The organism is Aquabacterium sp. NJ1, assembly GCF_000768065.1.
In the GTDB taxonomy this organism is placed as follows: Bacteria; Pseudomonadota; Gammaproteobacteria; order Burkholderiales; family Burkholderiaceae_C; genus Aquabacterium.
This window is the reverse complement of sequence record NZ_JRKM01000001.1, coordinates 2346076-2369935: the sequence shown is the minus strand read 5'-3', so window position 1 is coordinate 2369935 and position 23860 is coordinate 2346076. Positions and strand designations below refer to the sequence as shown.

The window sequence follows — 23860 nt, the reverse complement described above, 5'->3', positions numbered from 1 at the left end:
GCGAGGTGGACTAGGTAGAAACGCGGAGAAGCGCCATTGTCCGCCACTTCGCCCGCTTGTGGCCAGCGCGGGCCGAACCAGCTTGGCGCCAGCCCGCACACCAGCCCCGCATCGCGCGGGCACCACCCAGGCACCACCCGGCCATCACGCCAGCCTGAACTGCCCCACCGTCTGCACCAGCGAGCTGGTTTCCTGGCGCACGGCGTCCACCGCGGCGGCCGATTGCTCGGCCAGGGCGGCGTTCTGCTGCGTGGCCTGGTCCAGCTGGCTCATGGCCTGGTCGATCAGGCTGATGCCCGAGGCCTGCTCACCCAGCGAGCTGCTGACTTCGGAGATCAGACCCGAGACCTGGCGCACGGCCGACACCACTTCGCTCATGGTCTGGCCCGCCTGCGTCACCAGGTGCGAGCCCGACTCCACCTGCTCCACCGAAGCACGGATGAGCGCGGCGATTTCCTTGGCGGCCGAAGCGCTGCGCTGCGCCAGGCTGCGGACCTCGCCGGCCACCACGGCAAAACCACGGCCCTGCTCGCCGGCACGGGCCGCTTCCACGGCCGCATTGAGCGCCAGGATGTTGGTCTGGAAGGCGATGCCGTCGATCACGCTGGTGATGTCCGAGATCTTCTTGGACGAAGCCAGGATCTGCGACATGCTGGACACGACTTCGTCCACCGTCTGCCCGCCCTGCGTGGCGATCTGCGCGGCCGACGAGGCCTGCTGGTCAGCCGTCTGCGCGTTGTTCACGCTTTGCTGCACGGACGCCGTCAGCTGCACCACGCTGGAGGCCGTCTGCTGGATGGTGGAGGCCTGCTCTTCGGTGCGCTGCGACAGGTCACCATGCCCATGGGCCACCTCGTTCATCGCGTGCGCCACCGTTTGCGAGCGCTGGCGCACATCACCGACCACGCGGGCCAGGCTGTCCTTCATGTCGGCCAGGGCCTGCATCAGCTGGCCCATCTCGTCTTGCGCGTGCACGGGCACCGGGCTGGAGAGGTCGCCGCTCTGGATGCGCTGGGCAGCCTGCAGGGCGATTTCCAGAGGCTTGAGGGTGGCCTGGCGGATCAGCCAGAAGCTGGCGCACAGCGCACCAATGCCCAGCAGGTTCACCACCACCACGATCACCTTGATGACGTCCACGGCCTCTTCGACCATCGGGCCGAACTGGTCGGAGTTGGCCATCACCTGTTCCATATCGGGCTGCACCTGCTTGACGAGCTCGGGCGTGACCGGGCCGCTGCCGGCTTCGACGATGCCGCGCATGTGGTCCAGGTCCACCACATCCTTGTTCGGCAGGTCGATCACCGGGCCGAAGCCGATCAGCCGGAATGCCCACTGCTCGACCGTGAACAGCTCGACATCGACATGCGCGGCGATGGCGCGTGCTTCGCCAATGGTCTGCAGCAGCGCCTCCCGGGTGAGCGTGCTCGCCTGTGGTGCCGCGGCGCTCAGCTGCAGCGCATTGGACATGCGCATCACCAGCGCCAGGTGCTGGCGCTCCAGGTAATGAAAGCGCGCGCTCTTGCCCAGCAGCCGCACCCCCAGCAGCACCAGCAGGGACACGACGACCACGGTGCACAAGCCCGCGACGAACTTCTTTCTGAGGGTGAATGCTCCGGCCATGGTTCTTCTTCGCAATGCGTACGGTCCCGGTGATATCGGACGGAACGCGCGATTCTTCAGCCCCTCGGGCTGAAAGATGCCATGGCGGCCCTGAGCGAGCCCGCCTGCTCAGTGGCGAGGCACGAGGTGCACAGCCAGGCCGGTGGCCGTGATCTGGATGTCCTTGACCTCATAACCCATGCGGTCGGTCGCGCGCAGGTCTTCCGGCTTGAGCTGGTGCACCGGGTAGTCGTTGAGGCTGTCTTGCACCAGCTGGGCACCCATGGTGCTCAGTGCGCGCTGGTACACCGGCGGCAGGCCTTCCACCATCACCTGCTCGACCTTGGGCTGCGTCAGGCGGATGGTCAGGTCCTTGGGCTCGAAACGCAGGCCAAAGCTCAGGGCAACCTCGCCCTTGTGTTCCCCGCCCATGATCAGCTCCTTGGCTGTCAGGTCAAAGCCCAGCGCCACGCGGTTCTTGTCGCCCTGCAGATCCAGTCGCGGCACGCCGGCGCTCACGTCCAGCAACTTCATGACGCGCTTGGTCACCGGGAACTGCTTGCCCAGCCTGGCCTGCAGTTCGTCGCGGGAGATCTCCACCGTGCGCGGGCCCAGCAAGGAGGCGCAGGCCGCCACCAGTGCGGCTGCGGCCATGCCCATGAACAGGGTGCGTCTGCGCAAGGCTTCGGGGGAGGGCGTGGTGATACGGGGCATGGCGTGTGCTGATCCATCCTTGAAGCCTGCAGTATGCGCCTGTCGGGCAGCGTTATTTCTCGCTTGGGACTGTGGGGCCGGTCGGTAAGCTCGGAAAAGCGCTGCGGCATCGCCGCCCGCGGCCCTGCCGTGTTTTCCTGCGGACCTTGAGATCAAGCAGAGATGAACCTCGCCACACACGCCCCAAGCCGCCCGGCTGCGCTGACCGATGATCGTTTCGGCCAGGCGCAATCGGCCTTCCTGCTGGGTGTGCAACAGCAAAGCGAGGGTGACCGGCGCGCGGCCCAGATGAGCTTTCGGCGGGCGCTGGTGCTTCAGCCGGATCTGGCCGAGGCCTGGTCCAACCTGGGCTTGCTGATGGAAGAAGATGGCCTGATGGACGAGGCCCTGGCCTGCTACCAGAAGGCGCTGCGTTGCGATGCCACCTTGTACGCCGCGCAGATGAACCTGGCCACCTTGCTGGCGCAGCTGCAGCAGTTCGAAGCCGCTGAAGCCAGCTACCGACGCGCCATCAGCTTGCGCCCGGATGACCCTGCGGCCTGGTCCAACCTGGGCGCCATGCTCACCTGCATGCGCCGCGAGGACGACGCCCTGGCCTGCTTGAGCCATGCCCTGCACCTGAGCCCCGACTACGACAAGGCCCGCTTCAACCTGGGCTACCTGTGGATGCGGCAAGGGCGCTGGGCCGAGGGCTTCCTGTGCAACGAAGGCCGCGACTTCCCGGCCGTGCTGCAAGCCAAGCTGGGCCTCACCCGCTGGAGCGGCGAGCCGCTGGCAGGGCGCTCCCTGCTCATCGCCACCGACGCGGCACACGGCGACCTGATCCACATGGTGCGTTATGTGCCGCTGCTCAAGGCCATGGGCGCGAGCCGCGTGGCCATCTGGGGGCAACCGGCCTTGAAGAGCTGGTTGGCCACCGCCGAGGGCCTGGATGCCTACATCGCGTTTGACGAACCCTTTGCACCCGCCGAATGGGACTGCTGGGCCCCCTTGATGAGCCTGCCCTTTTTGTGTGGCAGCACGCTGGACACCATCCCGGCCGGGCTGCCCTACCTGCAGGCTGCACCGCCGCTGGTGGCTCGCCGCGCGGCGCAAGGCATGGCGCGCGATGCCGATGCGGCCTTGCGTGTGGGCCTGGTCTGGCGCGGCAACCCCCTGCATGAAAACGACGCACAGCGCTCCCTGCCATCCCTGGCCGCGCTGGCGCCGCTGTGGCGTGTGCCCGGCGTGCGCTTCTTCAGTCTGCAAAGTGGCGCCGGCAGCGACGAGGCCTTGCACCCGCCAGCGGGCCAGCCGCTGGAAGCCCTGCCCGAGCCGCTGGGCGACTTCGCGCACACCGCAGCCGTGGTGGCCAATCTGGACCTGCTCATCGGCGTGGACACGTCCATGGTCCATGTGGCGGGGGCCTTGGGCAAGCCCGTGTGGGTGCTGCTGAGCGACTACAAGACCGACTGGCGCTGGCTCAACGCGCGCAGCGATTCGCCCTGGTACCCCGGTGTGATGCGCCTGTTCCGGCAGGATGCCGGCGGGCTACACGCCGGCCAGTGGGCGCCGGTGATCGAGCGGGTGGCTCAGGCGCTCGCCGAATTGGCATTGCCTTCTGGCGCCGACAGCGTGGCCTGACCGGCCACAAAGGCCTGCAAGCTCATGATCTGCAGGTCATGCGGCCGGGCGCGCCTTGCCAGCTTGAGCAGTGCCGCATCCTTGCTGAACAACCAGCGCGCACCCACATGCAGCGCCAGGTCAATGAACACCTGATCATCCGGGTCCTTGCAGCGGTAGGGGCCACGCGGCGGTTCGTCCACGAACTCGGCATGCTGAAACACGGTCAGCGTCAGCATCGGGTCAGGCAACCAGGCCTTGAGGTAGCTGCGTGGCCAGACCTGGTGCCACTCCTGCTCCATCGACGGGCAGGCGATCCAGCGCATGCGGCCGCTCAGGATGGCATCGGCGATGGGTTGGGCGGCCGGGTCCTTGAACACCCGCCAGTCCAGCAGGGCGTTGGTGTCAAGGATGACGATGGGGACGTCGCCAGGGGGCGCCGCCTGAAGTGCCTCGTTCATTCGGCGCTGGCGATCACGCCACCGCCCAGGCACACGTCGCCTTGGTACAGCACGGCCGATTGGCCAGGCGTCACGGCCCACTGCGCATCGGGGAAGCGCAGGCTGATGGTTTTCGCGTCAGCCGCTTCCACGACACAGGGCGCGTCGGCCTGGCGGTAGCGCGTCTTGGCGCCCACACCGGGCTGGCCCGCCGCCGGGCCCTTGCCATCCACCCAGCTGAGGTCGTCGGCCACCAGGGTGTGCTGCTGCAGCCAGGGGTGGTCGTGGCCTTGCACCACATACAGGGTGTTGGTGGCCATGTCCTTGCGGGCCACGAACCAGGGGTCGTGCTCGCCGCCGCCGCGGGGGGCGCCTTTTTCTTTCACGCCGCCGATGCCGATGCCCTTGCGCTGGCCCAGCGTGTAGAAGCTCAGGCCCACGTGCTCGCCCAGCTTGCGGCCGCGGTCATCCTTGATCGGGCCGGGTTCGTTGGCCAGATAGCGGTTGAGGAACTCGCGGAAGGGGCGCTCGCCGATGAAGCAGATGCCCGTCGAGTCCTTCTTCTTGGCGTTGGGCAGTTTGATCTCGGCGGCGATGCGGCGCACCTCGGTCTTGGGCAGCTCGCCCACGGGGAACATGGTCTTGCTCAGCTGCGCCTGGTTCAGGCGGTGCAGGAAGTAGCTCTGGTCCTTCAACGGGTCCAGGCCCTTCAACAGCTCGAAGCGCTGGCCGTTTTCATACGCCGCATCGGCCACCGCGCGCACGCGGGCGTAGTGGCCCGTGGCGATCTTCTCGGCGCCCAGGCGCATGGCGTGGTCCAGAAAAGCCTTGAACTTGATCTCGGCATTGCACAGCACATCGGGGTTGGGCGTGCGGCCGGCCTGGTACTCGCGCAGGAACTCGGCGAAGACGCGGTCCTTGTAGTTGGCCGCGAAGTTCACGTGCTCGATCTCGATGCCGATCACGTCGGCCACCGAGGCGGCATCCAGAAAGTCCTGACGCGACGAGCAGTACTCGCTGTCGTCGTCATCTTCCCAGTTCTTCATGAAGATGCCGATGACCTCGTGGCCCTGCTGCTTGAGCAACCAGGCCGTCACGGCCGAATCCACGCCGCCACTGAGGCCCACGACCACGCGTTGGCGTTGAGACATATCGGTATCGATCAAAAAATCAGGATGCGCAGCGCTCAGGACGCACGGTTGTAAGCCGGGGCCGAGAACACGCTTTCGTGCACGGTCAGGATGGACAGGGGGTAGCGCTCGCCGGCCAGATAGGCCTCCAGGCACTCCAGCACCAGCGGGCTGCGGTGGCGCTCGGGGCAGGCGCGGATCTCGTCGGCCGTCATCCACACGGCGCGCACGATGCCTTCGTCCAGCTCCAGCTCAGGGTCCGCCTCGCCCACCGAGCCAAAGAAGGCCAGGCGCAGGTAGGTGATGTCTTCACCGGTGCGGGTGCGACGGAAGCGCGACATGAACATGCCCAGGAAGCCTTCGGGCTGGAACGCGCAGGCCGTTTCTTCCAGGGTCTCGCGGATCACGCCCTGGATGGGCGATTCGCCCGGGTCCAGGTGGCCGGCGGGGTTGTTCAGCAAGAGACCGTCCGAGGTTTGCTCCTCGACCAGCAAAAAGCGCCCGTCGCGCTCGATCAGCGCGGCGACAGTGACATTGGGCTTCCAGCGCACCTTGGGGGCCTGGAGAGCTTCAGGCTGTGGCGCGGGCTCAAGGAGCATATCGGCGGTCTTCATGAGCGCAGCATTATCCCTGAAACGCTCCCCAATAGGTTCAGTCAATACCCGGGGCCAGTGTCGCGTGGGGTCATCAACATATCGTCATCGTCCTGCCTTTTGTAACGAGACCCGATAATTGGCTGCCCACGTTGTCAGGGCCTTTCACAATACGAAGGAGTGATTTTGAAAAAGATATTTGCATTCAGGGGGGTGGTGATCGCTGCCTTGGTCATGTCCATGGCGGGCTGCGCGCTCAAGGCGCCGCCTTACGAAGCCTCGATTGCCAACGTTTCGACGCTCAAGCGTGCAGGGCAGTCGCCCGTGCGACTCGGCGAGTTCAACGTGGCAGCCAATGCCCAAGGCGCAACCTCGATTGGCATCCGTGGTGGTTCGATGAGCTCCCCCACCGGCGCCACCTATGCGGCGTACCTCGCGGAGGCGCTCAAGACGGAGCTGGACATGGCCAAACGCCTGAACCCCGCGTCCTCTCTGGAGGTGATGGGCACGCTGTTGGGTACGGACATCGATGCGGGCATGTCCACCGGCAAGGGCTATATCGAAGCGCGCTTCGTGGTCAAGAAAGACGGCTCGGTCAAGTTTGACAAGACCAAGCGTGGCGAGGCCACCTGGGAATCTTCCTTCGTGGGCGCCATCGCGGTCCCCGCTGCCCAAAAGAGCTACCCGCAAGTGGTGCAGAACCTGTTGGCTGATTTGTATGCCGATCAGGATTTCCAAAATGCATTGAAGTAATCAGCGTCAATTTTCAGGAGTGTTTGAGATGGCTTTCAAAGGTATTCACCGCATCGTTCTGGGATTCGTTGCCGCCACTGCGCTGGTGATGATGACGGGTTGTGCCCACCAGATTTCGATGTCCCCCGATGCCAGCAAGACGGCGTCGGTGTCCAGCAAGATCAACAAGCAGGTCGCCTATGTGATCTCCCCTGCCGACATGGCCAAGGAAGTGCAAACGCCCGGCGGCGGCGGTGACAAGGTCAAGTACCAGCCCTACAAGGATCTGGACGCTGCCTTGTATCAGGCGTTTTCCGCTGTGTTTGCCGACGTGACCAAGGTGAGCACGCCCTCCGAGGCGAAGGGCGTTGCGCTGGTCATCACCCCTTCCGTGACGACCACCTCTTCGTCCGACAGCATGCTGACTTGGCCCCCAACCCAGTTCACCGTCAACCTGGTGTGCACGGTGGTGGACCCCAAGGGCCAAGCCGTGACGCAGGTGCAGGGCTCCGGATCGGGCCAGGCGACTTTCGACGAGTTCAAGAGCGACTTTTCTTTGGCCGCGCGCCGTGCCTCGCGGGCGGCCGTCGACAACCTCGTCAAAGCGCTGGAGAACTCGGCGGAATTGCGCCGTTGAGCCAGCGCTGCCCGCAGCGCGAATACCAGAAGGGCCTACGGGCCCTTTTTTTGCGCCGCGCATGCGCCGTAGATGACAATTTTGACAACATGGGACCTCAAATCGAGGGGGTTTGGGCCTTCCGGACAGGCCAAAACGTCCGCCTGGTCGGTTGAAACCCTAGGAAAGACGTGAACTTTGTGTATGCTGGTGGGTTAGTCAAAGTTCACGCCAGCCGCACGCGTTCGAACGCACAGCGGCTGCATCATCCACATGTGTAGGAGACTCGGATGCTGATAGGCATTCCCTTGGAGACCCTCGCGGGCGAAACCCGCGTGGCCGTGACCCCGGAGACCGTCAAGAAATTGAAGGCTCAAGGCCACACCCTGCGTGTGCAGTCTGGTGCCGGCATCGCCGCCAGCGTGACCGACGAAGCCTATGTGGCCGCCGGCGCCGAGATCACCGATGCAGCCGGCGCCCTGGGTGCCGACATGGTGCTCAAGGTGCGTGCGCCCCAGGCGGACGAGCGCGCCCAGATGAAGCCTGGCGCCGTGCTGATCGGCATGCTCAACCCGTTCGACAAGGACGGCTTGCAGGCCATGACCGACGCCAGGCTCACCGCTTTCGCCCTCGAAGCCGCGCCGCGCACCACCCGTGCCCAGAGCATGGACGTGCTGTCCTCGCAGGCCAACCTGGCAGGCTACAAGGCCGTGATGATCGCGGCTGACAAGTACCAGCGCATCTTCCCCATGCTGATGACCGCTGCCGGCACCGTCAAGGCCGCCCGCGTGGTGATCCTGGGTGTGGGCGTGGCCGGCCTGCAGGCCATTGCCACCGCCAAGCGCCTGGGCGCCGTGATCGAAGCCTCCGACGTGCGCCCCTCCGTGAAGGAGCAGGTCGAGTCGCTGGGTGCCAAGTTCATCGACGTGCCTTACGAGACCGCCGAAGAGAAGGAAGCCGCTGAAGGCGTGGGTGGTTACGCCCGCCCGATGCCGCAATCCTGGCTGGACCGCCAGAAGGCCGAAGTCGCCAAGCGCGTGGCCCAGGCCGACATCGTCATCACCACCGCCCTGATCCCCGGCCGTGCCGCCCCCGTGCTGGTCACCGAGGACATGGTCAAGGCCATGAAGCCCGGCTCCGTCATCGTCGACCTGGCTGCGGCCCAAGGTGGCAACTGCCCCCTGACCGAAGCCAACAAGACCGTGGTCAAGCACGGCGTGACGCTGGTGGGTGAAACCAACCTGCCCGCGCTGGTGGCTGCCGACGCGTCTGCCTTGTACGCCCGCAACGTGATCGACTTCCTGAAGCTGGTCTTCAACAAGGAAGGCCAGTTCAACATCGATCTGGAAGACGACATCGTCAAGGCTTGCCTGATGTGTCGAGACGGCCAGCTGCTGCGCGCCTGACGCGCGCTTCAGTGAGCCCTGAGGAGAAAGCCATGCAACGCAACATGCTGCGCGCGAAACTGCACCGCGCCACCGTCACCGAAGCCATCCTGGACTACGAAGGGTCCTGTGGCATCGATGAAGACCTGATGGACGCGGCCGACATGAAAGAGTTCGAGTACATCGAGCTCTACAACGTCAACAACGGCGAGCGTTTTGCCACCTACATCATCAAGGCGCCGCGTGGCACCGGCACGATCTCGCTCAATGGCGCGGCCGCCCGCCGAGCCCATGTGGGCGACCTGCTGATCATCTGCACCTACGCGCCGATGAACGAGGAAGAAGTGGCCAGCTACAAGCCCAAGGTGGTGCTGCTCGATGAGCGCAATGCGATCAAAGAAATCCGCAAGTTCGACTGATTGATCCTTAATTTCTGGAGACAACGATGGAAGCTTTAGAGCCCGTCAGCCATGTCGTCATCAACCTGAGCATCTTCGTGCTGGCCATCTATGTTGGCTACCACGTGGTCTGGACGGTGACCCCTGCTCTGCACACCCCCCTGATGGCCGTGACCAATGCCGTGTCCGCCATCGTCATCGTGGGCGCCATGCTGGCCGCCGCGCTGACCGTGACCCCGCTGGGCAAGATCATGGGCCTGCTGGCCGTGGCCCTCGCGGCCGTGAACGTCTTCGGCGGCTTCCTGGTGACACGCCGCATGCTGGAGATGTTCAAGAAGAAGGACAAGAAGGCGGGGGCCAAGTAAATGAGCATGAATCTGATTGCACTGCTGTACCTGGTCGCGTCGGTCTGCTTCATCCAGGCCTTGAAGGGCCTGAGCCACCCGACCACCTCCATCCGCGGCAACATGTTCGGCATGACCGGCATGACGATCGCCGTGCTGACCACCGTGGGCCTGATCCACGGGCAGGCTGCCTCGCTGGGCATCGACTTCGGCACGGGCCTGGCCTATGTGCTGGGCGCCCTGGTGGTGGGCGGCGGCGCTGGCGCCATCATGGCCAAGCGCGTCGAGATGACCAAGATGCCCGAGCTGGTCGCCTTCATGCACAGCATGATCGGCCTGGCCGCGGTGTTCATCGCCGTGGCCGTGGTGGCCGAGCCGTATGCCTTCCAGATCGTGGCCAAGCCGATCGGTGACGTCATCGCGCAGATCCCGGTGGGCAACCGCCTGGAGCTGTCGCTGGGCGCGGCCATTGGTGCTATCACCTTCTCGGGCTCGGTCATTGCCTTCGGCAAGCTGTCTGGCAAGTACAAGTTCCGCCTGTTCCAGGGCGCGCCGGTGAACTTCGCCGGCCAGCACATGCTGAACCTGGTGCTGGGCCTGGCCCTGATCGGCCTGATCGGCACCTTCATGGCCACGCAGCGCATGGACGTGTTCGTGGCCCTGATCGGGCTGGCCTTCGTGTTGGGCGTGCTGATCATCATCCCCATCGGCGGCGCAGACATGCCCGTGGTGGTGTCGATGCTCAACAGCTACTCGGGCTGGGCGGCTGCCGGTATCGGCTTCTCGTTGAACAACTCCATGCTGATCATTGCCGGTTCGCTGGTGGGCAGCTCGGGCGCGATCCTGAGCTACATCATGTGCAAGGCCATGAACCGCTCGTTCTTCAACGTGATCCTGGGTGGCTTCGGTGGCGAGGCCGGTGCAGCCGCCGCGGGTGGCGCGCAGCAGCAGCGCCCGGTCAAGAGCGGCTCGGCGGACGACGCGGCCTTCATCCTGGGCAACGCCGAAACCGTGGTCATCGTGCCCGGTTACGGCCTGGCTGTGGCCCGCGCCCAGCACGCCGTCAAGGAACTGGCTGCCAAGCTCACCGAGAAGGGCATCACCGTCAAGTACGCGATCCACCCGGTGGCCGGCCGCATGCCCGGTCACATGAACGTGCTGCTGGCCGAAGCCGAAGTGCCGTACGACCAGGTGTTTGAGATGGAAGACATCAACGGCGAATTCGGCCAGGCCGACGTGGCCATCATCCTGGGCGCCAACGACGTGGTGAACCCCGCCGCGCACGTGAAGGGCAGCCCGATCTACGGCATGCCGATCCTGGAAGCCTACAAGGCCAAGACCGTGATCGTGAACAAGCGCTCCATGGCCAGCGGTTACGCCGGCCTGGACAACGAGCTGTTCTACATGGACAAGACCATGATGGTCTTCGGCGACGCCAAGAAGGTCGTGGAAGACATGGTCAAGGCGGTGGAGTGATCGCTGCGTTCTGATCTGGCGTGATCTGAAAGGATCACGGTCGACCTGCAAAACCGGGCCTTGTGTCCGGTTTTGTTTTATGGGCGCAGAACAGGGCGTGGTTTCATGGCGTCGCCCCTTGTTGGCGGGGTGCTCAAGACACGGGTTGACCCGGATAATGCGGCCAACAGCGGCCCGGCTTGTGTCATGAGCCGAGGCGAAACAGGTTCATCAGGGAGAGCGTCATGTTGTTGCGTCATCGTCATGTTGTGCTGGCCGTCGCGGCCGTGCTGGGTCTGGCTGCGGGCACTGCCCACGCCACCGAGCACACGCTGGATGGGCAGTATCTGCAAGTTATCTATGACGACACCTTGCTGCCGGCCGGCTTCGGCAATGTGCAGCTGCGTGAGTCGGCGCTGAACTGGGCGTGCAGCGATGTGTCGTGTGCCTTGACCGGGCCGCTGAGTGCGGCGGTGGTGTTCAGTACACCCAACGGATCGCCCGAGGCCACGACGTCCCAGGCCTTGAGATTCAATTTGACGGTGATGCCCAAGACGGTCGACAACATCGTGGACCCGCTGGGCAACAACTGGGGGGTGGTGTCTGCCGACCATGGCAAGTGGACCATTGGCGTGGACATCGCCTCACAAGTGCCGCAAGCAGGTGATCCGCAATTCGCCACGGCTTATGGGCAGTTTTCCTACACGGCGCGCACCACGGGTGTGTTGCCATCCTGGAGTGGCAACTTTCCGTCAGTTAGCCCCGGACGCGTCAAGGAAACGACTGTGCTGGGTCTGACGCAGGCTGGCCAGGTGAGCGTGGGCCCGGGTTCGTCTGGCCGCTCCATGCTGGATGAGTCGGGCCGGGTGTGGCCGGACGATGGCATGACGTGGATGTTCTCCACACAGCTCGACGGCGCACGCTGGGCCTACCCCTCGAACACGGACGTGATGTGTTCCTCGCTGTCGTGCATGGAGTTCAAGACGGCCACGGTCAACGTCAACAACTACTTCCTGAGCTTCGACCTGATCGCCACACCCACGGCCGTGCCTGAAGCCAGCACGCTGAGCCTGATGCTGCTGGGCGGCGCGGGCTTGATCGGCGTCACGCGCCGCCGTCGGGCGTCAGCAGCCGCCTGAATGCCCTTGGCCCAGGCGTCAGCGCACTCAGATCGCACTCGACAAGAGTGCCATCAAGCGTGAGGCATTCACGGCGCAATGCGCCCGGAAGGCCTCGCTGATGCGGCCATCATGGGCGGCTGCCTGCCAGAACGACAGGGCGGCCTCACCGGCAGGCCGCCATGCATCCTGCTGACCGGGTGGGGCCCACGGTGGATCGAGGGTCCGTTGCGCCAGTTCGCCGCCGGGCAGGGGGGCGTACATCATGGGCAACATGTCGTAGGCCGGCGCGAGTTGCAACCGGCCTTGATGCGGCACGAAACTCAGGTTGCCCGTGTGCATGTCGGTGTTCCCGATCAGGCGTCCGAACCACCAGATCAGGCTGACTTGCTGCACCTGCTGCGCATGCAGCCAACCCAGCTCTGACAGGCGTCGGGCCAGCTCGGGCCAGTCCGGATGCCTGGTCCCGATGAAGCAGGCGTCCAGCGTGGACAGGCTCACCACCGCGCTGCGGCCCCAGTGGCCGTGCCGATCAAAGCGCTCGCTTTCCAGGAAGGTGCGGCCCGCGTGTTGCACGATGCGGCTGGACGCGACGGAGATGCCCGTCAGCGCGCCCAGGGCCTGCAAGGCCAGATGCTCACACACCAGCAGATCGGCCCAGCGCTGAACCGCGGGCGAGCGGTCGGCACCAGAAAACTTCACGATGACATGCGGTGTGCGGGCCCCCGCCAGCTCACGCGGTGCCGTGAACTTCGGGAACTCACCGGCCGCGCTGGAGCCCGCAAAACCCGAGGCGATGGCCTGCTCGGCCAGTTGCACATAGCGCTCGCCCAGTTGCCTGGCGGGGACCAGGCTCAGGCCTTGCGTGCGCAGGGCCTGCCATTGCGCCAGTGCCACATCCCCCACGATCAGGTTGCCGGGCAGATCGGTGCCGGCGCGTGACAGGGCCACCAGCGTGTCGTCGTCCGACCAGCGGTTCGGGTCTGGGTCCAGCTCAAGGGCGGTGTGGTGCTGACGCGCGAACTGGCGCCCCATGTAACCCTGCGGGCGCATGTCCTGCAGCATGTAGGGCAGGCCCTCCCACCAGCCATCGGCGTGCTCACCCGGTGTGCTGGGCCAGGTGGCTGAGGGTGCATGGAAATGGCAACCTTGAGGCTGGCGCAAGGCCAGCTCCCCCAGTGGCTGGATGGCGCCATCGGCCTCGTTCAGGGCATACACGTTCAAGGGTGCCAGGCGCCCGCGCAAAGCGCGTCGCAAGGCATAGCGCCGCCGCCTGGCCTGGCCGGCCCCCACTACGTCGGGCCCCAGTTCCGCCAGCATGCGCCGCACTGTGGAGGGCCTCGGCCAGGTCGGGGGCGCTCACAGGGCCAAGCCGCCCCAGCAAGGCGGGCAGGCGATCGCGGGCAGCTTGGTTCTGGGGGCGCATGATTGAATCAGGTTTTGATTCAATTCTCTTTCCGAAAGTCATTTGAAGTCAATGACTTATGCGTACATTGTTTCTGATTTTGATGTGATTTGATGGCGAAAGCGTGGCGTTGAAACGAGGGCCATTCAGCTCGACGCTTCGGGTGTCAGCAGCCGCCTGAACGCCTTTTCGCCTTCCGTGAGGCTGTAGCCTTCGCGCGCGCAGCGCATGGCGGCCTCGCGCAATGGCCGCATGGCAGCCTGGTTGTCCAGCGCTTCGACCACGCGGTCGGCCATCGCCCCGGTATCGAAGAAGTCCACCAGCAGGCCGTTTTCGCGGTCGGTGATCACCTCCTGCACCGGCCCTGTGCGCGAGCCGATCACCAGGCAGCCCGAGGCCATGGCCTCCAGCATGGACCACGACAACACGAAGGGATAGGTCAGGTACACGTGCGCGCTGGAGACCTGCAGCACCTTGCGGTACTGGTCATACGGCAGCTTGCCCATGAAGTGCGTGCGCGTGGCATCCAGCTGCACCTCGCGTTGCATCTTCTCGCGCCAGTTGGGCGCGTCCGCGGGCTTCTGGCCATAGCTGACCTCGTCCCCGCCGACGATGACGGTGTGGCAATGCGGGTGGGCCTTCTGCACCTTCTCCAGCATGCGCATGAAGGTGTGAAAGCCCCGATAGGGCTCCAGGTTGCGCGCCACATACGTGATCACCGGGTCACCGGCCTTGACGATGTGGCCGCTGGGCAGCTTGAGTTGTGCGCCGGGGTCGGGCCGCAGCAGCTCGGTGTCGATGCCCTCGTGCGCCAGGTGGATCTTGGGCAGGTAGATCGTGGGGTGGCGGCTGCGCTGCCATTGCGTGGGGCTCACGCCCACATCGCAGTTGTCCAGGTTCAGCGTGTGCAGCGCGTTCCAGGTGCGCAGCTTGGCCAGGGTGTCGAAGTTGGCGGGGAACTCGGGGTCGAAGCCCACATCACTGCCGGGTGTGCCGTAGTACCACTCGCAGAAGTGGATCAGGCGGGCGTCGGGGAAGACGTCTCGCGCGTACAGCGTTTCACCCCAGCCCGGGTGGGCCAGGATGGCATCAGGCCGGTAGCCCTGCTGCTTGAGCTTGAGCAGCACGCGTGCCGCCGCCTGCCCGTGCAGCACGGCGTCTTCCATCTGCCGCAGATACGGGTGCTGCAGCTTGTGCGGCTGGCGCGCCAGATCGTAGGGGATCCAGCGCACCGAGCTCATGCCCGGCGCCGTGCGCCGCCCCAGCCCGATCACTTCCCAGCCCGGCTGCTGCGCCCAGGTGTGGCCGATGCGGCGGAACTGGCCCGGGAAGTTCTGGTGGATGAGGAGGATGCGCATGGGTTCCCATTAACTCCAGCTGGAAGCCATGACACCGGCCAGTTGATCCTGGTAGGCCTGAGGCAAGGTGGTTTGCCCAGCCGCAGGAGGCGTGAAGCCCGCCATGGCATTGACCAGAGCATCCACCTTGGTGTAGTCCAGTGTCTTGCCATTGCCCATTGCCGTAATGGACTCGACCTTGCTCTCGTTGCCAATGTACCAACTGCCGATGGTGACCTTGTCTGACGTGCCTATGATGCTGAGCACCAAGTCATTGCCGGAACGTGTCAGCCAGACTTGGGATGAATCCACTGCTCCGTCAAAAATCAACCGGTCTGCGGCGCCCACCGTCATATCAAAGTCGCTGATCAAATCCTGACCATCGCCTTGTTGGAAATGATAGACGTCATTGCCGACTGAACCGTACAGGCTGTCATTACCCAGGCCACCGTAGAGCGTGTCATCGCCGTTGTAGCCAAACAGCCGGTCATTACCACCGTTACCGTAAAGCGTATTGGCTCGGTTATTACCGCCCATGACGTTGTTGCCATTGTTGCCATAAGCTGTTCGAGCCAGATAGCTTTGCATGTAGAGGCGCTCGACGTTGTCAGCCATATGGATGCCATCACCATATGCCCAGATCTGATCAAGGCCACCGCCAGCTTGTTCGATGATGGTGTCTTCGTCACTGCTCAGGTAGTAATAGTCATCGCCAGCGCCGCCTTCCAGTGTGTCGATGCCTTCATCGCCGAAGATGAAGTCCAGTCCGTCGCCACCTTTGAGATAGTTGTTGCCGGTGTTGCCACTGATGTCACAGCCATTGTTGTTGGCGGTTGCGTTGATGTCAGCAGCTCCTGTGAGGGTGATCGCTTCGACGTTATCCGGAACGGTGTAGCTCACCGAGGATTCGATTTGATCGTAGCTGTTGAAATCATCGGCGTATGCCTGTTCGATCACGACGTCATCCACACTGTCGACGTAGTAGTAATCGTCATTTCTGCCGCCAACCATGGTGTCGGCACCAATGCCACCATTCAAGGTGTCGGCACCGCTTCCACCGAACAGCCAGTCTGTGTCTGCATTTCCTGAAAGCGAGTCGTCTCCGGAATCGCCAAACAGGAAATCAGCCCCATCAAGCCCGGTGAGTGTGTCCGCACCCGCAAGGCCATAGATCTTGTCTGAGGTGGCTCCCCCCGTCGCGGCTCCATCGCTGATCAGCGTCGCATTGACGAGTCGCTGGACCGTGCTATTGGCCCAGATGATTCCATCCTCATCAAGCTGGGTTTTCTGAATGGGGTTATAGGTATTCCCGGAATCATTGTTGTAGAAGAACCGGTTGACGGTGATGCTGTCAGATGTACCGGTTCTGGTGATCAGCAAGTCGTTGCTTGAGCGGTCAAAGCGTAGATCACCTGCGCTGATGCCTGTGGAAATCTGTAGAACATCGAGTTTGTTGATGGACGTGTCATATTCGAAGGCAATGGTGTCTTTGCCTCCACCCATGGTGAAGACGTAGGTGTCGCTGCCGGCGGCCCCATCCAGGTAGTCGTTGCCTGTACCGCCATCGAGAGTGTCGTTTTCGAGGCCACCATAAAGGGAGTCATCCCCCGCGTCGCCAAACAGCAAGTCTGCCCCGGTATCACCGGTAAGAAAGTCATTTTGCGCCCCTCCATGAAGGGTATCGTCACCGTCGTCACCGCTGATGGTGTCACTGCCCAGGCCCGCATCGATAATATCTTTGCCACTCATGCCGCGAATGTTGTCATCGCCAGCTAGGCCATTGATGGTGTCATTCGTCGCATAGCCGGTGAGGGTGTCGTTACCCTCAGTGGGGCGCAGGACCATTACCTTGACCGTGCTGACGTCCCAGATGGTGTGGTCGGCGAACTTGATCTGCTCTACCTGGCTTGTGTTGGGGCCAGCGTATTCGCCGCTGAAGAAGCCGTTGATCTTCAAGCTGTCGGAGGAGTCCTTGATGGTCAGCAGCAGATCACCCCCGTTGCTGGTGGCGGTGACGTCCGTGACGGCAATGCCGGCACCAAACAATACGACGTCGCTCTTGCCAACGGTGGTGTCGTAGGCATCAACGGTGTCTTTGCCACCGCCCCTGGCAAAGACAAAGGTGTCGTTGCCTGCGCCACCCTTGAGCCCATCGTTGCCCGTGCCGCCATCTAGGGTGTCGTTTCCTGTGCCGCCGTAGAGGTCGTCGTCGCCGGCATCGCCCAGCAGTGAATCAGCGCCGATGTCTCCGGAAATGTAGTCGTTTTGCGCGCCGCCATGGATGGTGTCGTCGCCGTCGTCACCATTGAGGGCGTCACTGCCCAGGCCACCGTCAATGTCGTCGTTGCCACTCAGACCGTCGATGCGGTCATCGCCCGCCAAGCCAGTGATGGTGTCGCCCGTCGCATAACCGAAGAGGAAGTCGTTGCCCGCTGTGACGCTCATGACCTTGGCCTTGATCATGTTGACGTCCCAGATGGTGTCGTCAGCGAACTTGATCTGCTCTATTTGGTCGCCACTGGTTGCGTCGTCCTTGAAATAGTTGCTGACTCGAAGGCTGTCAGAGGACCCCTTGATACTCAGCAGCAGGTCGGAGTACTTGCGGATGGCGGTGACGTCCGCGACGGATATGCCTGTACCAAATAGAACGACGTCGTTTTTGCCCAGAGTGCTGTCATTGGCATAGACGGTGTCTTTGCCATTGCCCTTGGCAAAAACGAATGTGTCATTACCGGTGCCACCGTAGAGCGAGTCGTTACCTGTTCCGCCATCAAGCGTATCGTTCTCGGTGCCGCCATCGAGGGAGTCATTTCCCGCATCGCCAAGCAGGGAGTCTGCCCCGGCGCCGCCAAAGAGATAGTCGTCTTGTGCGCCGCCATGGATGGTGTCGTCACCGCCGTCGCCCTCCATACTGTCGCAGCCCAAGCCGCCGTCGATATCATCGTTGCCATCTAGAGCCGTAACAGTGTCATCGCCAGACAGACCGATGATGGTGTCGCCCGTGGTGAAGCCGAAGATGAAGTCGTTGCCTGCTGTGGGGCTCAAGACCTTTGCTTTGATTGTGTTGACGTCCCAGATGGTGTTGTCAGCGAATTTGATCTGATCGATCTGATAGTCGTCGCTGGTGCCTTCACCAAAGTAGTCGCCATAGTAGTCACCATAGAAATAGTTGCTGATCAGCAGTCTGTCGGAGGCGTTGTTGACGCTGAGCACTAGATCCGCATAGCTGCGGGTGGCGGTGACGTCCGCGGCGGATATGCCAGCACCAAACAAAACGACGTCTTGTTTACCTGAGGTGGTGTCGTAGGCGTTGATGGTGTCTTTGCCATTGCCCTTGGCAAAAAAGAAGGTGTCGTTGCCCGTGCCGCCACTGAGGTAGTCGTTGCCTGCATCGCCATTCAGAGTATCGTCACCACCATTGCCCTCAAGCGCGTCGCTGCCCGAGGTTCCGGTAAGCAGTTCACCATTTTCGGTGCCATTCAACCGATATATTGGAAGTGGCTCAGTTGTGCTCAGCCGACTCTTGACAGCCGCATATCCCCAGATGGTGTCATCGGCGAACTTGATGTTCTCTACAACATAGGCTGTTGTGCCATCGGTTTTGAAGTAGCTCGACACCTGCAACCTGTCATCCTTGCCGTTGACCGCGATGAGGAGATCGTCGTCGATGCGGGTCAGGGTGATGTTTGCGGCGGTGATGCCACTTCCTAGCAGGATGGTGTCTGCATTGACGCCAACGGCATCGCTGTCCTTGTTGTTGATCGTGTCTTGGCCGGATCCAATGCCAAACAAGTATCTGTCGGCTCCGTCGCCACCGCTCAGGGAGTCATTCCCTGTTCCGCCATCCAGTGTGTCGTTGCCTGCATCGCCAGATATGGTGTCCTTGTCGTCGTTGCCCTGCAGGCTGTCATCACCATTTCCACCGTACAGCGTGTCGTTGCCAGCTCCGCCATAGAGCGTGTCGGTATCAGTTCCTCCTTCCAGAGAATCGTTACCATAGTCGCCATAGAGACGATCGTTCCCAGCATTGCCATAGATGGTGTCGTTGCCCTCGTCCCCGGACAGGGCGTCATCAGTGGCGTAGCCATACAGTGTGTCGTTGCCTGCAGTAGAGGCTAGCACCTTGGCCTTGACGGTAGCTACATTCCAGACGGTGTCGTCGGCGAACTGGATTTTTTCCACAACGTCGGCCGCTGCGCCGTCAGCGTTGAAGTAGCTCGATATGCGAAGACTGTCATCTGTGCCGTTGATGGAGATGAGGAGATCGTCGCCGGCGCGGATAAGGCTGACGTCGGCGGTGGTGATGCCTGCGCCCAGTAAGACAGTATCAGCGTTGGTGCCAATCGCATCACCGTCGTAGTTGCTGATGGAGTCCTGACCAGAGCCCTTGCCAAACAGGTAAGTGTCAGCACCATCGCCACCTATTAGCCTGTCGTCGCCCGAGCCGCCATCGAGTGTGTCGTTTCCGGTGCCACCATAAAGCGTGTCGTTGTTTTCGTTGCCCAGTAGGTGGTCCTCCCCATCGTCGCCCCGCAGTTCGTCGTTTCCGATGCCACCATAGAGGGCATCAGCGTTATCGCCCCCCGACAGATAGTCGTTGCCGTCGCCGCCATAGAGTTGGTCGTTGCCTGCATAACCAACGAGGCCATCATTACCGACTCCAGCGTAGAGGGTGTCGTCAGTGGCATAACCTAACAAGCCGTCATTGCCGTCCGTGCCAGTTTGCACCTTGGCTTTGACCGTGGCGACATCCCAGACGGTGTCATCGGCAAACCTGATGTTCTCTACTGCATAGGTTGTTGCACCGTCAGCTTGGAAATAGCTTGATACGCGCAACCTGGCGTCCTTGCCTTTAATCGCCACGATGAGATCGGTGTCCGATCGGGTCAGTGTCACGTCCGCGGTGGTGACGCCAGCACCCAGCAAAATAGTGTCGACATTGACGCCAACGGCATCGCTGTCGTCATTGTTGATGGTGTCCTGACCAGAGCTGATTCCAAACAGATAAGTGTCGGCGCCATTGCCGCCGCTCAGCGAGTCGTCGCCAGTTCCACCATCCAGCGTGTCGTTGCCCGCGTCCCCGAAGAGGATGTCCTTGTTGTCGTTGCCCTGCAGGCTGTCGTCGCCATTGCCGCCATATAGCCTGTCGTTTCCTGCGCCGCCAAAAAGCGTGTCGGTGTCATCACCACCTTGCAGGGAATCGTTGCCGTTTTCGCCATCAAGCCGGTCGTTGCCAGCATTGCCATAGATGGTGTCGTTGCCCTCATCCCCTGGCAGCGTGTCATTGGTGGCATAGCCATACAGTGTGTCGTTGCCGCCAGAAGGGAGCTGTACCTTGGCCTTGACGGTAGCGACATCCCAGACGGTGTTATCGGTGAATCGGATGTTTTCGACAACATAGGCTGCGGCGTTGTCCGTGTTGAAGTAGCTCGATACACGCAGGCTGTCATCGGTACCATTAACGGAAATCAGGAGATCGTCTTCGATGCGGATCAGTGTGACGTCAGAAGTTGTGATGCCGTCGCCAAGCATGATGGCGTCGGCATCGACGTGAGCGACATTGCTGTCATAGTCGCTGATGGTGTCCTGACCGTATCCTTTGCCAAACAGGTAGGTATCAGCGCCGTTGTCGCCACTCAGGTAGTCGTTGCCCGCGCCGCCGTCCAGGGTGTCATTGGACGCATAACCTAGCAGGATGTCGTTGCCTTTAGATGAGCGCAGGACCTTGGTCTTGACCGTGGCGATATCCCACATCGTGCTGTCGTCGGCAAACTTGATGGTTTCAATAACATTTGCTGTTGTTCCATCGCTATTGAAGTAGCTCCGTACGCGCAAGTTGTCATTTGTACCGTTGATGGCAATGATGAGATCGTCGCTGGAGCGAGTCAGGGTGACATCAGCGGGGTTGATGCCTGTTGTAAGCAGGATGGTGTCTGAGTTGACGCCGACGGCGTCGCTGTCCAAGTTGCCAATGGTGTCTTGGCCGGAGCCTCTGCCAAACAGGTACGTGTCTGAGCCGTTGCCGCCCTCAAGGTAGTCGCTGTCCGCACCGCCATCCAGAACATCATTGCCTGATTGACCGTACAGCACATCGTTGCCAGCACTGCCGGCTAATAAATCGGCACCGTCCCCGGCAGAAAATGTATTTGCGCTTGCATTTCCCAGGTAGAGGTCATCATCGGCACTGGCTGTAGCTGTCGATCCCATCAAGACCCCGAGGGCGGTGAGCGTTGCTCGCAGTGGCGAGTTGGCGGCAAGACTGTCTACCCAACTGCTCAACTCGCCAAGGGCGTTCCAGCCGACCGCATTCAATGTGCCTTGCGCATAACGATTTAAATCGACCAAGTCTTTCAGCGCATTTTCTGGGCTGGCGCTCTTGTAGCTATCGAGCTTGGCGGCTAATGCAGCATTGTCGAAGTGGACGCCATTTTCATCAACAACCAGGTTGACTGAGTCGATATAGGGCTTCAACCGCGTTTGCAAAGCCAGCGCCCCGTAGGTTGACTCGCGCAAGGCTGCGTAAGCGCTCTCCATTGAAGAAACAACCTGAGTAGGCAAGGTGCTTCCCCAGCGCGTGATCAACTGCGCCAGACCGGTGGTGCCGTTGAACTGCTCCAGCGCAATGATCTTGTGATACAGCGCTGGGTTCTGCTTTGCAAAGGTCTGAATTTTCTGAGCCTGTGGGTCGCTCGGGTTGACCAGCGTGAATTCATCGGCGGCGCCTGGTACGAAGGGGCTGCTGGTCGTCAATGCAGCGGTGGCCCCCCATTGCTGCACCAGTTGATCAACTATGGCCATCTGGGCGTCGCGCGTCGTGGCTGCAGCGAACTGCGTGACGGTCGTGGCCAGTGTGGCTGCTTGATTGGTTCCCAGGCTCATGGCTTCGCGCAAATCCCGCACTGCACCGCTGCCATGCATTTCGGGCAAGGCGATGGCGGTGCTGGTCAGCGCGATCGGGGTGGTAAAGGAACTGTAGAACGGGTTGTCCGCCAGGTTCAGGTTGTACGCAGCGCTGTCTGCGGCCACGGACACACTGTCAATTTCGCTGGTGCCGGTGGTGCGGGTGACCACGGCCTTGCCCGTTACCGTGTTGCCGTTACCCAGGTTGGTATTGGTCGAGGTGAAATTTAGCGCGATGCTGACGATGCCTTTATCAGTTAGCGTGCTGAGTTCGCCGGCATCGGATACGCCGTTTTGGTTCAAGTCTTGCCACAGGCGCACTTGCGTGAAGGCAGCATCGTTGGCATTGAAGACGTTGTCGCCGTTTCCGTCAAGCGCTGCCAGCGCCTCAAAGCCATTTGTGGCCTTGCGGGTAACGCCGTTGACGGTGATGTCAGTGTCAATACCAAACAATTCCAACCCCGCGTCGATGGTGCTGTTGCCGTTGACGTCACGAACCAGCCAAGCATCACTGCCATCCAGCCAACCCGTGGCGGATTTGGCGCCATCGCCGTTGTGGTCGAAGAGGATCGGGGCGTTGGGGTTGATGGCGACCGTCTTGATCCCGTCGCCTGCGAGATCGATGGCGAGGGGGTCGCGGGGGCGCCAAGATACGGCGTTTTGCCACCAATCTGTAACTAGATGGTTGAGCGTTCGTCCGATGCCCGCCATATTGGCAGTGAACGTCTCTGCCCAAGCTTTAGCCCACTCTCGCCAACTCTCGGTCGGTAGTGTTTGGTAATCCTTGCCCAATCCAAGAGGTGGCGGAAATATATCGCCCCATGTACCCGCCCATGCCCATGGGGGTAACTGGAGATCTCGTACTGCAGATTGCACATCTTTTGCAATGATCTCCTTGGCGGATGGGATCCCATTTCCATTCAGAACATCCTGGATGACGTCTCTTGCTAATTTGTCGGAGGCGGATTGGAATTCATTCTCAGACAAGGGTTTGCCTAGGCGCTCACTAATTGCCTCTGTGGCCCCGCGTACGAATTCACTTGACCATGAACCATCATTTCCATTAATGCTGCCCGCCCGATCTAACCAGTTCTCCAATCTCTGCAACTCAACTGCTCTATCCAATGTGTCTGTATGTGTTTGTGCATCGCGGACAATATCTCTCATGTATTGATATGCTTCCGCATATTTGCCTTCTGCCTGCAAATTCTGAAGATCTTGATATTGCGGTATGGTCAGATCTATTACATTGTCTGTCATGGGCATCCTCCTGAGGTTTTTAATAGAAATGCGGCGACCTGTTTTTTCAGGTGCTGAGCTTGCTGTTAGGGGCTTGGTTTGATTTCTTGTCGTGGTATGAATGATTTTGTGAGTTTTATAACGGCGGAGTCAACTTCATTGAAGTGGGGTTTCAATTCCTTGTCGAATTGGTATTCGATCTCTATTTCCTCGCTTAATCGATGACTCACATGGTAACTTCCCGACCAATTGCCTGGGTCTTCCATTATAATCAAGCTGCCATCAGCATTTTTCTTTATATATGTTGTTGAAGCCTCTGGTGAGGTGCGTGAAATAGGTGTTTTGTATATATCAAATTCGCCATCTGAGCCAATGTATTTGGTTTTTATTGGTTTTGGGGAATCTTTCAATCGTGTGTATTCTCGTAGAAAAAGATCGGCGGATGAGATTTTTTCTGCTCGTTTTATCGTAATTCGAATGTGTTCCTTCTGCGGAGATGAATGCAGTTCGCCAGCAGGCTTCATGGAAGGGTAGAGGCAGGTAAGGACTACATAGTGGTTTTCTACTTCTTTTTTGTCTTCAAGATAGGGTGTGGGTATTTCCAACTTCTGCTCGACACCTCTTCCTGATAGCGTGAATATTGTTGTGTCAGTCATCCTTGGTTGCTTATCTGTGCACGCGCATAATAGCGCTGCTATGATTAATGATGTGTGCCTAGTTGCCGCTAGAAGGGTGGCGATCATTTTCTTTAATGTGTTGAGGGTTGGTTTTTGGTGGGGCCTGTAAATTAAGTTCCGCAATATTTTTGGAATATTGTAGGCGCTCAATAAGGTGCGCTGCTTGCGTTGCATGT

At 61.3% G+C, this 23860-nt stretch carries 17 protein-coding genes; 8 read left to right on the top strand and 9 right to left on the bottom strand.

Translation table 11 applies throughout. The annotated features are described in order from the left end of the window. Nucleotides 1-144: 144 nt before the first annotated feature. Nucleotides 145-1620: a methyl-accepting chemotaxis protein gene (locus tag JY96_RS10180; protein ID WP_081961177.1), complete on the bottom strand. Its 1476-nt coding sequence runs from the start codon at nucleotides 1618-1620 to the stop codon at nucleotides 145-147. A gap of 108 nt (nucleotides 1621-1728) precedes the next feature. Next, complete coding sequence (locus JY96_RS10175; protein WP_035037126.1) at nucleotides 1729-2313, bottom strand: DUF1439 domain-containing protein; 585 nt, start codon at nucleotides 2311-2313, stop codon at nucleotides 1729-1731. A gap of 162 nt (nucleotides 2314-2475) precedes the next feature. Here JY96_RS10175 and JY96_RS10170 point away from each other — a divergent pair, with 162 nt between their 5' ends. Further along, complete coding sequence (locus tag JY96_RS10170) at nucleotides 2476-3936, top strand: tetratricopeptide repeat protein (protein WP_052162368.1); 1461 nt, start codon at nucleotides 2476-2478, stop codon at nucleotides 3934-3936. Here the strand turns inward: JY96_RS10170 and JY96_RS10165 are convergent. From JY96_RS10165 to JY96_RS10155, 3 genes are read right to left on the bottom strand one after another with little or no spacing between them, the layout of a single operon-like run. Continuing rightward, complete coding sequence (locus tag JY96_RS10165; protein ID WP_052162367.1) at nucleotides 3885-4376, bottom strand: putative toxin-antitoxin system toxin component, PIN family; 492 nt, start codon at nucleotides 4374-4376, stop codon at nucleotides 3885-3887. The genes JY96_RS10170 and JY96_RS10165 overlap by 52 nt on opposite strands. After that, complete coding sequence (gene mnmA / locus JY96_RS10160; protein WP_035037121.1) at nucleotides 4373-5506, bottom strand: tRNA 2-thiouridine(34) synthase MnmA; 1134 nt, start codon at nucleotides 5504-5506, stop codon at nucleotides 4373-4375. The genes JY96_RS10165 and mnmA overlap by 4 nt, the downstream gene beginning before the upstream one ends. A gap of 35 nt (nucleotides 5507-5541) precedes the next feature. Then, nucleotides 5542-6084 carry an NUDIX hydrolase gene (locus JY96_RS10155; RefSeq protein ID WP_052162927.1) on the bottom strand — a complete coding sequence of 181 codons (543 nt, stop codon included), beginning with the start codon at nucleotides 6082-6084 and terminating at the stop codon, nucleotides 5542-5544. A 210-nt stretch (nucleotides 6085-6294) separates the two neighbouring features. Between JY96_RS10155 and JY96_RS10150 the strand changes: the two genes are divergently transcribed. The 7 genes from JY96_RS10150 (at nucleotide 6295) to JY96_RS10120 (ending at nucleotide 12147) form a co-directional block, all read left to right on the top strand. Next, nucleotides 6295-6831: a hypothetical protein gene (locus tag JY96_RS10150; protein WP_235333896.1), complete on the top strand. Its 537-nt coding sequence runs from the start codon at nucleotides 6295-6297 to the stop codon at nucleotides 6829-6831. A gap of 28 nt (nucleotides 6832-6859) precedes the next feature. Next, nucleotides 6860-7447, top strand: coding sequence for a hypothetical protein (locus JY96_RS10145; RefSeq protein ID WP_052162365.1), 588 nt, complete (start codon nucleotides 6860-6862; stop codon nucleotides 7445-7447). Nucleotides 7448-7716: 269 nt separating this feature from the next. After that, nucleotides 7717-8832, top strand: coding sequence for a Re/Si-specific NAD(P)(+) transhydrogenase subunit alpha (locus JY96_RS10140; RefSeq protein ID WP_035037118.1), 1116 nt, complete (start codon nucleotides 7717-7719; stop codon nucleotides 8830-8832). 32 nt (nucleotides 8833-8864) lie between these two features. Further along, nucleotides 8865-9230 carry an aspartate 1-decarboxylase gene (gene panD / locus JY96_RS10135; RefSeq protein WP_035037116.1) on the top strand — a complete coding sequence of 122 codons (366 nt, stop codon included), beginning with the start codon at nucleotides 8865-8867 and terminating at the stop codon, nucleotides 9228-9230. A gap of 26 nt (nucleotides 9231-9256) precedes the next feature. Continuing rightward, the gene (locus tag JY96_RS10130; RefSeq protein WP_035037113.1) at nucleotides 9257-9574 is read left to right on the top strand and encodes an NAD(P) transhydrogenase subunit alpha; all 318 of its coding nucleotides are present in this window, start codon (nucleotides 9257-9259) and stop codon (nucleotides 9572-9574) included. Beyond that, nucleotides 9575-11029 (top strand): NAD(P)(+) transhydrogenase (Re/Si-specific) subunit beta, encoded by a 1455-nt coding sequence (locus tag JY96_RS10125; RefSeq protein ID WP_035037111.1) that lies wholly within the window; start codon nucleotides 9575-9577, stop codon nucleotides 11027-11029. Nucleotides 11030-11253: 224 nt separating this feature from the next. Next, entirely contained in the window at nucleotides 11254-12147 is an 894-nt protein-coding gene (locus tag JY96_RS10120; RefSeq protein WP_035037108.1) for a PEP-CTERM sorting domain-containing protein, read from the top strand. Nucleotides 12148-12174: 27 nt separating this feature from the next. On the opposite strand, the gene yjjJ is transcribed toward JY96_RS10120, so the two are convergent. From yjjJ to JY96_RS23135, 4 genes are all read right to left on the bottom strand, one after another. Next, nucleotides 12175-13455 carry a type II toxin-antitoxin system HipA family toxin YjjJ gene (gene yjjJ / locus JY96_RS10115; RefSeq protein WP_255352679.1) on the bottom strand — a complete coding sequence of 427 codons (1281 nt, stop codon included), beginning with the start codon at nucleotides 13453-13455 and terminating at the stop codon, nucleotides 12175-12177. Nucleotides 13456-13677: 222 nt separating this feature from the next. After that, nucleotides 13678-14889, bottom strand: a complete 1212-nt coding sequence (locus JY96_RS10110; RefSeq protein WP_035037105.1) for a glycosyltransferase family 4 protein — start codon at nucleotides 14887-14889, stop codon at nucleotides 13678-13680. Between the two features lie 9 nt (nucleotides 14890-14898). Continuing rightward, nucleotides 14899-23028 carry an S-layer family protein gene (locus JY96_RS10105; protein ID WP_161784293.1) on the bottom strand — a complete coding sequence of 2710 codons (8130 nt, stop codon included), beginning with the start codon at nucleotides 23026-23028 and terminating at the stop codon, nucleotides 14899-14901. A gap of 65 nt (nucleotides 23029-23093) precedes the next feature. Continuing rightward, nucleotides 23094-23858 carry a hypothetical protein gene (locus JY96_RS23135; RefSeq protein WP_152606441.1) on the bottom strand — a complete coding sequence of 255 codons (765 nt, stop codon included), beginning with the start codon at nucleotides 23856-23858 and terminating at the stop codon, nucleotides 23094-23096. Nucleotides 23859-23860: the final 2 nt, after the last annotated feature.